Annotated in this window: 5 protein-coding genes; all 5 read left to right on the plus strand. The window is 53.3% G+C overall.

The genetic code is table 11. The features are described from left to right. Positions 1-21: 21 nt before the first annotated feature. The 5 genes from NYE26_RS09100 to NYE26_RS09120 all read left to right on the plus strand — a co-directional run bounded on the left by NYE26_RS09100 (position 22) and on the right by NYE26_RS09120 (position 12,703). Positions 22-8,748, plus strand: a complete 8,727-nt coding sequence (locus tag NYE26_RS09100) for a chitobiase/beta-hexosaminidase C-terminal domain-containing protein (protein WP_339255217.1) — start codon at positions 22-24, stop codon at positions 8,746-8,748. 30 nt (positions 8,749-8,778) lie between these two features. Beyond that, on the plus strand, positions 8,779-9,468 hold the full coding sequence (locus tag NYE26_RS09105) for a serine protease (protein WP_339255219.1): 690 nt from the start codon (positions 8,779-8,781) through the stop codon (positions 9,466-9,468). Positions 9,469-9,634: 166 nt separating this feature from the next. Then, the gene (locus tag NYE26_RS09110; protein ID WP_339255221.1) at positions 9,635-9,997 is read left to right on the plus strand and encodes a response regulator; all 363 of its coding nucleotides are present in this window, start codon (positions 9,635-9,637) and stop codon (positions 9,995-9,997) included. Between the two features lie 88 nt (positions 9,998-10,085). Then, positions 10,086-11,264, plus strand: a complete 1,179-nt coding sequence (locus NYE26_RS09115; protein WP_339255223.1) for a MalY/PatB family protein — start codon at positions 10,086-10,088, stop codon at positions 11,262-11,264. Positions 11,265-11,572: 308 nt separating this feature from the next. Next, positions 11,573-12,703: an IS4 family transposase gene (locus tag NYE26_RS09120; RefSeq protein ID WP_339250465.1), complete on the plus strand. Its 1,131-nt coding sequence runs from the start codon at positions 11,573-11,575 to the stop codon at positions 12,701-12,703. Positions 12,704-12,862: the final 159 nt, after the last annotated feature.

Consider the following 12,862-nt stretch of genomic DNA (forward strand, 5'->3'; position numbering starts at 1 on the left):
TACTATTCAGGTGGTGTCAACATGGCTTTGAAGCGAAGATCATGGATAGGTTATCTTATAGCACTGGCGGTAATTGTCGTTGCCGCAGTTGCCGGAGGCATCATGGCCAAGGCTGATCCGCAGACCTGGGACAGCACGGCCGATACCAGTTGGTACGTGCCGACGAATGATACTTTCAAAATTAACAATGCTAGAGAGCTTGCTGGTGTAGCCAAACTCGTGAATGAAGGCACTGTAAATGGACTCAGCGGTAAAATTATGGAGATTACGGACGACCTGGACCTCTCTGCTTACCAGTGGGTGCCCATCGGTACGGCCGAGAATCCCTTCCGGGGAACTTTAATCACGGAAGGCGGATTAATCAAGAAGATTTACGGTTTGAATGTAGTGGAGAACCGTTCTTACCAAGGCTTGGTAGGGAATATGCAAGGCGGTACAGTAGGCGGCCTGAGTTTTGAATCAGGCACCATCTCTGTGACCGGAGTAACCTATGATGTCTATGCCGGCTCAGCGGTAGGTAAAATGAGCGGCAGCAGCATTGTGTTTGACATTACCAACAAGATCAATATCACTTCGGACGCTTCCCCGTATCACTCCTACACGGGCGGTATTATCGGGATGGGCGAAGGGATGATCTCGAACTCAATCAATAACGGAACCGTTACAGCGTTTGGTTCAGCCGATGTGGGCGGAATTATGGGCTATGGCGACTCCAGAGGCATCATCATCAAAAAAATAGTCAATAATGGAGCGGTTCTTGCCCAGGGGACGGACAGCTCCGTGCTTACTGCAGGCGGGATTGCAGGTCATACCACAGGACCGCTCAGTCTAAATGATGAAGACACTCCTATCATCAATACGGCGGCGGTTACCATCGCTGGCGGGAATCAGGTTGCGGCAGGCGGGATTGTCGGTAAAGTAGACAATACCATCGTGTTCTCCAACATGACTACCAATAATGGTGCAATTACCGTTAATGCAGCAGCGGCAGTGAGCTCGGCAGCCGGGGCGCTGGTAGGTGCGACAGGAACAGTAGCCAGCCGTGAGGTTTCCATTACATTTGTGAATACGGCGCCGGTTACCAATAACGGTGGCAAAAACGTATATACTGGCGGCATTGCCGGATATACGGGCAGCAAATTCACCTGGACGCATCCTTATGTGAATACACAAAAGATTACAGCATCAGGGTCAGAGAATGTAGCTACCGGCGGATTCGTCGGATACGCCGCAGGCGGTCTGGTCACCAGCAACGCTACAGCGGGAGTATTCGAGAATAAAGAGCTGATCTCGGTTAACGGCGGCACAGGCGTCTACACCGGCGGGATTGCCGGTTATGATGCAGGCGGGAACATCACCCAGACCTCTTCAACAGGCGAGCTGAAGGTTAAAGGGACTGCGGATGTATATACCGGCGGTACCGTGGGTTACGAAATCGGCGGAACCATTGCATCATCAGTGACCGGCAAGACGGAAGGGCAACATCTGGCAATCACTTCCGATGGTACAATCGGCGGAATCGTTGGCTATCTGGAAGGAACCTTGAATAATTCTTCTATTAAATATGCTACACTGCAGGTTACTTCGGCAGGCGGTGTTATCGGCGGGATTGCCGGTAACGCACAGGGTACAGTAAGCGGAGTTACGGCCGGAGATGCTGAATCGGCAGGCTACAGCACTTTGGTGCTTCAGGCTGCAGTAGCGGATGCGGCAGACGGGCAGGACAATATCACGTTCGGCGGACTCGTGGGTGTGAACACCAAGCCGCTGACGCTGACCGGCGGTAAGGCCTCACGGATCAGCTTCCTGAATGAAGCCGGAAGAAGCGGGTACACCATCGGCGGCACCGCAGGCAAGCTGACGGCGGATGCGGTCATCGGATCTGCAGCCGTGCCTGTGCAAGTGCAGGATATCCGCACAGAGCTGAAGGCTGATAAGGTAAGCTTCGGCGGCGGTGCAGGGCATAACTCGGCTGCCCAGTTCAACGGGCACACGAATCGTATCGAGATTAAGGCTACAGGAACTATGGTAAAAGCTGGCGGCATGTTCGGTGAGAACCATTCGGCCGCAGCCGCTCCGTTCAATCATGCGGAGAATGTAGCCATCACCGCGAGCGGTGCAGATAACCAGCTTGGCGGGAATACTGGCTTCAATGCCGGACAACTGGTGAATGCTACCGTAACTCAGCTGTCTATTGAAGCCAGCGGTGTGCGTGCTGAAGCCGGAGGGATTGCCGGACATTCGGAAGGAACAGAGGCTTCTGCCACACGAGCAGGAATTACTTCAGCTGTACTGAATGTTCCCGGAGCTGACCCGATGATTACGCTGACTGCGGCGGATGCCAAAGCGGGAGCGATCGTTGGAGCAGCGGCAACGACAGATATTACAACGCCGGAAGTGAACGCGCAAGACGGTGCGCTGATGCTCATTCAGGCGCAAGCGGCGAAGCCGTCTGTCGGCGGCTTGGCAGGTACCCTTACGAACAGCAGCATCAGCAGTGACAGCAAAGTGGTCAATGTGGAGAATATGCTGATTCTGGCAGGACCAGCGGCTACAGATGCCTATGTTGGCGGGATTGTAGGCTACAATGAGTCCTCCAGGCTGGAACGTCTGGTAGGTTCAGCGGTGAGTCTGACCCTTAATGCACCGCGCGCTACTGCAGGCGGGATGGCCGGATATAACCACGGCAGTGCTACAGGTATTATTGTGGACACTTATATCAGCGGTCTGAATCTGAAGGCTAACAACGGGGCAGTGTCCTCGTATGCCGGGGGGATTGTCGGCCTCAATGCGGCTCAGAGTATTGATCCGGTACTGAATCCTGTGACCTCGGTCAGCACGATTCAGAATACCCGGACACTGGGTACGGTCTCCGCTACATCCGCCAATGCCATTGTGGGCGGTATGGTTGGTGAGAACCGCACGCTGATTGCCAACAACAGCATTACCGATAAGATCTCGGTGATCGCAAGAGGCAATTCCTCCATCATCGGCGGTCTGGCCGGTGTGAATACAGCATCGGGAACACTCTACTACACGTATTCCAATGCGAACCTGACCATTGAAGGAACAGGTACACATGCCGGGGGATTAGCTGGCAGCAATGCCGGTGCTGTCATTGGCTCTTATGTAGATATTGATGTGACAGGAGATGCTCAAGGAACCTCGGGCGGTTCCGTTTACCTGGGCGGACTCATCGGCAGAAATACAGCCGGTACGGTGGAGCAATCGTATTCTGTTTCCAAGGTTACCGCGAAGAACGTCTACACCATTGTCGGCGGTCTGATCGGAGAGCTGTCCGGCGGAACGGTCAAGAATTCCTATGTAGCGAAAAGTGTTAACGCTGCGAATGACAATTCTTATGCGGGCGGCTTCGTTGGCCGAATTACAAACGGTAAAATAAGCAACGTCTACTCAGCAGCAGAGGTTAATGTAGACGAGAAAAAGACTGCTTATGCCGGCGGCTTCGCCGGACGTTACGATAATGCAAGTAAAGAACTGCTCTATAAATCCTACTATATTAAAGATGAAGGACTGAATATCAACCGCGATCTGCCTGATTTCGCAGAGGGCAATCACCGCTGGCTGAATGTGCATGTCCGGCTGACCACCATTCTGTCAGAGACACTGAAAGACAGAACGGTTTTCCCGGGCTTGTCGGGCTGGGATTTCGAGGGAGCCTGGAAATACGGCTCGCTCAGTGCGGCCTACCGTTATCCTGAAGTCAACCGCACTGCCAATACCGGCGGCGGAGACAACGGCAATAACGTGAATGCCAATATCAACTGGTACACGAAGGATAAGGATGCAATCGGCTTCGAGATCACCTCGGAGGCTGAGCTGGCCGGTCTGGCGGGAATTGTCAACGGCACCATTGCCGGTGTAGAGCAATTCAGCTTTAAGGACAGAACCGTGACTGTGATGAATCCGGTCCATATCCAATCCAAGCAATGGGTACCTATCGGTGATAAGGAAGTCAATCCTTTTGAAGGAACATTCGACGGGAAAAGCCAGCTGATCGATGGTCTGACCCTGCAGCCGGTCTATACACATTCCGGGTTGTTCGGGATCATAGGAGCGAATGCTACAGTGCAGAACATGAATCTGGAGCCGCTCACGGTTGCCGGCAACGGCTACACCGGCGTTCTGGCCGGAACGAACCTGGGTACAGTCAAGAATGTGGACCTTAAGCTGCTGGACGGCGTGAAGGTCAGCGGCGGGATTGTCGGCGGCATCATCGGCCAGAACTCAGGCACGGTTGCCGGACTGCAGCTTACGCTGGACGGCGGAAGCCGGATTGAGACAGTTGCTGAAGGCGGGATTGCCGGCGGTCTGATCGGCGACAACACAGCGGATATTACAGCTGACACTTATGTCATCCACGATAAGGATGGCAGCATCGGCAGCGCGGCTGACCATGCCGTTATCGGCGGAATTATCGGGGTGCAGAATGGTAATGTGACGGACCTGGCCCTTGAAGTGAACTCAAGATACCGGATCTCTTCAACAGGAATGGAAGCCACTGTTGGCGGACTGGTTGGACATTACCAGACGGGTCAAGCTGAAGGGCTGACCGTAAGCATTGCAGACGGAACTCTGGAAGCGCGGGGGCTTGGCTCCATCCTGGGCGGAATGATCGGTCAATCTGATCAAGGGAATAGCATCCGCAATGTTACAGTTACCGGTCCAGGAAGCGGTGTGCAGCTGACAGCTAATGGTACGGCTGGCGGTGTTGTGGGCGCGAAGGAAGGCAGACTCGGCGGAATGTTGACCCGTTCTGTGGATAACGGCAGCAGCTTCGATATTGAACATGCAGCAGTATCAGGCGTGAAGCTGGCTACAACAGACGACAGCTTGAAGGCTGTGCTCGGCGGGATTGCCGGATCGGCTTCCCGGACGGCGATCAATGACGCCAAGTTCAAGGCTTCCCTACAGGCTGCGGGTGAAGTGATCACTGCCGGAGGTATTGTGGGAGAGAGTGATAACTCCATCATCTACAATGTGGATTCATCACCTGAGCTTCAAGCGGCAGCGAAGAGCGGTGAGGTTGCCGTCGGCGGGATCGCCGGAACGATCTCAGCCCAGGATATTAATCAGGGCTTTGACTTTGGCAAGGCATATCCGCTGTATAAGGGAATTTACATTGCCAAGGTTCATGATGGACAGATCACAGTCACCGGAACAGACCATCGTGCTGACCTCTATGCGGGCGGTCTGACAGGCAAGAATACGGATGCCTCCATCTATAGCTCCGAGGTTGCCTCCGGTCTGAAGGTAACCGGCGGCAATACCGTGAGTGCAGGCGGAGTAGCCGGATACAGTAACGGTATCATCGTGGATACCATTGTCAGAAGCGGTGTGAACTCAGATAACAGCAGAGTAATCAATGCCGGCGGGCTTGTCGGCTGGGGAGACGGCGGCGAGATTCATTACAGTAAGGTGATCTCCGGCTCCGGCCAGTCCATCAACGTCGGATCAGCAGTTACTCTGGGTGAATCAGTACCGAATACACGCGTTGGCGGAGTGATCGGTATGGCCGATCATGTCCTGATTACGAATACCCATACGGATATTCCGGTAGTGGTCACAGATACCAATCAGGATAACACGATGTATGCAGGCGGCTTTGCCGGACTCCTGGGTGAGAACGGTACACTTGCCGGACAGATTCAGAAGTCTTATGCCACAGGCAAGCTGAATGTCAGCGGCAGATTAGGCTCCTATGTTGGCGGCTTCGCCGGGTCTGTAGATCATTACTCGATCACAGATTCCTATGCCTCCGGTGACATCAGCAATACCGGCTTCGACACACGCAGCGGCGGTTTCGCAGCATCCGTGGAGCGAAGCGGCAGCATCAGCAAGTCTTACGCATTGCAGAATAAGCTGTCTACTGTCGGAGTGAAGTCATCAACCCGTTCCTATAACGGCGGCTTCGCCGGTTATAATGACGGAACGTTAACCAGTGTCTATGCCAATGTACCGCAGATTACCGTGGCGGTTGCGGGGGACAATGTCTCCAAAGGCGCACTGGTCGGCTATAACTTCCGGGACGGCAAAATCATTAGCTCCTCCTACACAGGCACATTGGCTGCTGTAGGGCGTAACACAGGCGCGGCTGCAGCAGCCGTAAGTACAGCAGCAGTTGATCCGCTGACTTCAGGACTCTGGAGTATCGACTATGATACTACCTTCCTGAACGACCTGACGGATGGGGCCATTACAGTGCAGACTCCGCTGCAGCTTGCAGGGGCAGTCATGTTCTATAACGAGACAGGGTTGAATTATTACAAGCTGTTCAACAGAACAGCTGAGAACAAGCCGGAGCTGGCAACAATCCTGCTTGGGGCGGATATTGATCTTGCCGGCCGCTTCTGGACCGCGTTCGACAGCTTTACAGGTGTGTTCGACGGCCAAGGCCATACGATAAACGGATTGTCTCTGAAAGCCTCCGGCCAGCAGAACGCCGGATTCATCAAGGATAACCGTGGCCAGCTCCTGAATGTGAACTTTACCGGAGCGGAACTCTCCAGCGCAGTGAATTTAGGTGTCGCTGCCGGGATCAACCACACTGGTGCAGTGATCCGGAATGTGAAGGTCAGCGGCTCCGTGGCGGGAAGTGCTGCCGCAGGCGGGGCAGTTGGTGTGAATCAGGGCACTCTGGAGAAGGTCACGAATGAAGGAGTGAAGCTTGCCGGAGCAGGCCGGATTGGCGGAATTGCCGGAAGCAACGCTGGTGTGATTCACCAGGCTGTATCGAAGGGCAACATTGATGTATCATCTGCACTGGCCGCAGGCGGAATTGCCGGTGAGAACAGTGCAGAAGGCTCCATCAATGAATCGCTTGTCTATGGCGATATCCGTGTAGCTTCAGCCCAGGCGATCGCTGGCGGGATCAGCGGACTGAATGCTGGAGAGATCAAGAACAGCTACTCTGCCGCCACGGTCCTCGCCGAAGGCATGTCTACTGCATGGGCTGGCGGTATTGCCGGTCTGGCAGAGAGCGGGTCGATTATTACTTCCCTGAACACCGGAGAAGTGAAGGCTGGAGTGAAGGGCAAGATTCAACCGCTGCAAGCCTTCTTCGGCGGGATTGCCGGACAGAAATCGGACAATGCCACGATCAGCGGCTCCTTGTTCAACAGACAAATGCTGAAGAATAATATTGCGTACTACAATCTGAATGGCCAGGCAGTGTCCGGCAATAACAGCAGTGCCATGGGGCTGCCGGGTGCAGAGCTTACTGGCGCGAATCTGCCGGCAGGCCTGGATGCCGGAATCTGGACAGCCCAGAACACATTCTATCCGCTGCCTCAGTCCTTTAACGGAACAAATGAAGGGACTCTGGCTTCAGCCGCTGTTATCCTGAACTCGCAGGATCTGATTAACCGCGTGGGTTCGGCATTCCACATGAGCAGCGGCGGAGCACTCTCCTGGAGCGCTGATCCGTCCAAGGCTGTAGTGAACGGTACAACCGGCAGCCTGATATCAGGCGGCAGTGCAGTGCTGAAGGCAACCGCTGGAGGACAGAGCAGAAGTATTGCTATTAATACAGCTGCATTCCAGTACCCGAGCGCAGCAGTTGCACCAACTGCAACTCCTGCAGATAAGAATTTCACTACTGAAGTGAAGGTGGAGCTGGCAACAGGCGAGCAGGGAGGAAGCATCTACTATACACTGGACGGTACAACACCTACAGAGACCTCCCAGGTGTACAGCGGACCTATCGATCTTAAGAGCACAACAACGGTTAGAGCCATTACGATTGTACCCGGCAAAGAGTACAGCCCGGTTGCAGCCTGGACCTGGACGCTTGTAGTCCCTAATCCGAGCCCTAATCCAAACCCTGGTACCGGCAATGGCGGCGATGGCGGTGGCGGTCCAATTGCTCCGCTTCCAAGCCCGACACCTGCACCGGCAGCTCCGTCGATCACAGCGGTCGCTGGAACATCGACAGTAACTGGTGACAGTGAAGCTCCGGTCAAGATCGCTAAGAACAGCAAGCTGGAGCTGACAGCTCCAGAAGGGCAGACGATCTATTACACAACGGACGGCAGCATTCCGACTACCAAGAGCACGAAATACACCGGCGGGCTGCTGATTACCAAGAGCATGACGATCAAAGCGATCACGGACAAAGACGATAAAGTCATTACCATCGAGTATGCGGTGGAGAATGCGAAGTACAGCCTGAAGAATAACAGCGGCGAGATCAAGTATATGGCAGCCTATCCGAACGGTCTGTTCATGCCGAACGCAGCCATCACCCGGTATGAGCTGATCCAGTCGCTTGCACCGCTGCTTGACATGGAAGAAGTGAATGTAGGCAATCTGTTCAATGATGTCAATGCCGAGAATGAAGGACTGACCGGATTCTTCGCATCGGCCGGCATTATTGAGGGCTTCCCGGATGGCGGATTCGGCGGAACGAAGGGCTTAACCAGAGCCGAGTTCTCCAAAATCATGACAACTGTGCTGAAGCTTGATGTAACTGAGACAGGCGTAACGAAGCAGAAGGATCTGAAGGGACACTGGGCAGAGAAATATGTCAATGCCCTGTCACAGGCAGGTTATGTACAAGGCTTCCCTGACGGAACCTTCAAGCCGGGAACACCGATTACCCGTGCGCAGGCCGTAGTGTTGATTAACCGGATTGCCGGCACGAAGAAGCTGACTGTAACGGCTGTACAATTCAAGGATCTTCCGGCTACCCACTGGGCTTATAAAGACATCATGTCGGTTGTGAAATAACAGAAATTCATAAGTGAAGGAGATCGGCGGATGAAAACAAAGCTGCTTGCCGTAAGCCTGGTCCTCTCATTGATCTCGGCGATACTCTTCTATTCGGGCCCCACCAGTGCGGATACACCTGAGGCGTACAACGCTGAACAAAGCTATGGAATAGCGAGTAAGGCGATCTTTTATCTGCGTGTGCTGAAAAGCGACGGTACTGCAAGCTCCACCGGAACAGGAGTGATCCTGTCTCCGGCCGGTACTGCAGCAACGGCGTATCATGTGGTCAAAAACGCACAGCGCATCGAAGGAGTCATGGCGGATGGAACGGTGATCAGTCCGATTAAAGTCACGAAGTCCGACGAGCTGAAGGATGTGGCCATTCTTGAACTGCCAACTCCTGCTGCGATGAAGCAAAAGGATAATGCCTATGCTTTTCTGCCGCTGCGGGGGGACAAGCTGAGACATGGTGAAGCAGTGTATGCTCTGGGCTATCCGCTCAAGAATACAGCGATCATCACGGAGGGGATTGTGAACACTCCGGCAGCCGACATTAACGGCAGAAGCCGGATTCTGACCTCGGCCCAGGTGGCAAGCGGAATGTCCGGTGGTCCTCTGCTGGATACGCATGGCGAGCTGGCGGGTATTATCTCCGGTTCCCTGCGGACGATGACTAACATTCACTTGGTTGTGAATACGGAGGATCTGCGCAGCCTGCTGCCAGCTTCCTTCAACTAAAAGCACTACCAGAAGCAGCTTACACTTGAGGCTGCAATATAATACCGACTATGGCTGTCCTCAGGCGTTTCGTAGAAAACGCGGGGACAGCACTTTTTTTACAAATAAGAATGTATAAGCTGCGCGATGATCATAATTTATCCCTATGGAAGGAGGAGGAACCCGGGTGATTAAGGCCTATTTGCTGGATGTGAATCAGAAGGATCTCTATAAGCTGTCATCGATGCTTCAGCATACAGGCAAGGTGAATGTGATCGGCATGTCTGCTTATCCCGAGAATGTTGTGGACCAGATTGTTCTGCTGCAGCCCGATGTGCTGTTTCTGGATCTTCAGCTGCCTGGCCACCAAGGAGTCGTTGTAGCTGAGCTGGTGAAGAAAAAGCTGCCGGATATTCAGATTGTAGTGGTCACCGAGACGAAGCAGCATGCCCTGTGGGCCTTCGACCAGGACATTGTGGATTATGTGTTGAAGCCGCTGGAGGAGGTCCGGCTGGGTCAGTCTCTGGAGCGGCTGCGCAAGGGGAGTTGAAGCAGGCTGGCGGACGGAATCAAGGATGCCGGATGTTGTCTGCCCATGGTACAATGTACGGACAAGCAGAAAGGATGGGTGATTTTAGTTGAAGTATGATTTTAACCGTATCATTGACCGCCGCAATACCCGTTCCTACAAATGGGACCAGTCCGAGAAGCTGTTCGGAGACAAGGAGATTCTTCCGCTGTGGGTAGCAGATATGGACTTTGCAAGCCCTCCTGCGGTACAGGAAGCGATTCTGCGCCGCGTACAGTCAGGAATATACGGCTATAGCGTGACGGGCGACTCTTACAAAAAGGCGATTGCCGGCTGGTACCGCAGACGCCATGACTGGGAGATTCAGGAGGAGTGGATCTCGGATTCTCCGGGGATTGTAACCTCACTCAGCCTGTCGGTGGAGCTGTTCAGCTCGCCGGGAGATCAGGTGATTCTGCAGTCGCCGGTCTACTATCCTTTCTATGATGTGATCCGGATGAATGACCGCAAGGTGGCGGTGAATCCGCTGAAGCTGGAAGCAGGCCGTTATGTCATGGATTACGTTCAGCTGGAAGAGCTGATGGCCGGGGGCGCGAAGCTGCTGCTGCTGTGTAATCCGCATAATCCGGGCGGCAGAGTGTGGGAACGGGAGGAATTGCTGCTTCTGGGCGAGCTATGCCTGCGGTACGGGGTAACCGTGATCTCGGATGAGATTCATTGCGATATGATCATGCCCGGACACAAGCATATTCCGTTCGCTTCCCTGTCACCAGAATTGTCAGACATTACGCTGACTACACTGGCGGCTACCAAAACCTTCAATCTGCCGGGGCTGCAGACCTCGTATATCGTCACCTCCAGCCCGGAGCTGAAACGGAAGTTCGACTATAAGATTAAGACGCTCAGCCTGCATATGTCGGCGTTCTTCTCGCCGGAGGCTGTGGAAGCGGCGTATAACGAAGGCGGAGAATGGCTGGATGAGCTGATCCTGCATATTAACGGCAATGCTGACTACGCCATCTCCTACCTGGCCGAGCATCTTCCGCAGGTGAAGCCGATGCAGCTGGAAGCCACCTACCTGCTGTGGATCGACTGCCGGGCGCTCGGACTCGAGGCGGACGGGCTCAAGCAGCTAATGTACCGTGAGGCTAAGGTAGCCTTTAATGAAGGGTCTGTGTTCGGTGCGGAAGGCCAGGGTCATCTGCGGATCAATCTCGCCTGCCCGCGCTCCCTGCTGGCTGAAGCGCTGGAGCGGTTCGTCAAGGCTGCGGCTGCTTATGTGAAATAGATATTGCCTTACATGTAATAGTGAACGCCGTTTCCTCTTGAACATCATGTTCGGAGGGAGCGGCTTTTTTTGTTTTTTGCAGGGGAACCTCCGCAGTAGCAATGCAGCTTCCCGTTCCTTACTGGTCAAATATACGGAAGTCTGGAAATCCTGCACAAACTGCAACTCTCAGCACTTCTAAGTCGCTCAGCATGCCGTAATCCTGCCCGAAATGTAAGCGTGTTGATTTCCCAAAAAAAGGGACAAGAAAGGCCGCCATTTCGGGTAATGGTAAGTACGACCAAACCAAACCGAAATGAGGCGACCTCATGAATAATAATACCCCATTCCTGGCCGTGTTCAAACAAGTATTAACTCCGGAAGAAGTCGAAATGGTGACTGGGCAAACCAAGAACTACGAGGATACAGGAATCAAAATGACTGTCGGTGTGTTGTTCGACTACTTTATCCAAGCCTGCTACCACAAATGGGATGGCTTTCGTCAAAGTGCTCGGGTGGGCTCGAACTACGATTTGCCCAAGGTTCATTACTCCACTCTTTCGGGCAAAGCCGGTGAAGTGCCTTACGATATCTTCAAGCGTTTGTTTCAAATGCTCGTCCAGAAATGTAACCGGCAAACCCGGCGGCACCTGAATCTGCCTAAAGATCTTCTGCTTATTGACTCTACGACGGTTACGGCGGCAAACTCCCGTATGTCTTGGGCTCCGTATAAAAAATTCAGAGGAGGTATCAAGCTGCATGTGGCCTTCTCGCATGGACAGCATTCACCCGTGAAGGTGGTCGAATCGATTGCCCGGCGCAATGACGCTCCATTTGGAGAAGTCTTGGCCGATAAGGACTACCTTCTAGTCCAGGATCGGGCATATGGAAAAATCGGTCGATTGGATCAATATGTGCAGCAAGGTCAGTCCTTTGTGATTCGTTTGAAAGACAATCTCCACTTGGTGTTGCCGCGAAAACGTCAGCGACCGGCAGAGGGAGACAGCAAAATTGTACGCGATATCACCTGTTATATCGGTCAAGGGAAACACCGATCCGCCCAGCGCCACCGCGTCGTTGAATTTGAAAATGACCGGGGCGAAGTCGTACGGGTCGTCACTGATTTGAGAAAAGAGTCCGCTCACGTGATTGCTGAAATTTACAAAGCACGCTGGGAGATTGAAGTCTTTTTCCGCTGGGTGAAACAGCATTTGAATGTCCCTTGTCTGTTTGGAACCACCGAAAATGCAGTGTATAGCCAATTGTTTGTGGCCCTTACCGCGTATGTGCTTCTGAAATACATTTTTGATGAAATTCATCCGAAGGTACCGGTCTTTGCTAAGCTGACTCTATGGGAATTTATGCAGTACTGGCGTATATTTAATCTTCCGCTGGAGTGGCAGGTTCAGCTTAATCAGCTCAGGCGTAAAGAACATTTAGGTGTTTTTGTCATCCCATAATATGGGTAATCAACACGCCTGCACAAACTGCAACAATCCATGCTGCGGGGCATCAGCTTAGCCTAAATCCTGCATAAACTGCAACAATCTGCTCAAACTCCCTCCCCAACTCGCTCCTCTCTCCCCCTAATCCGCCCCTCTCTCCCAATATATTCATCT

Origin of the sequence: Paenibacillus sp. FSL P2-0136, assembly GCF_037975325.1 — a bacterium.
Taxonomy (GTDB): Bacteria; Bacillota; Bacilli; order Paenibacillales; family Paenibacillaceae; genus Paenibacillus_AQ; species Paenibacillus_AQ silagei.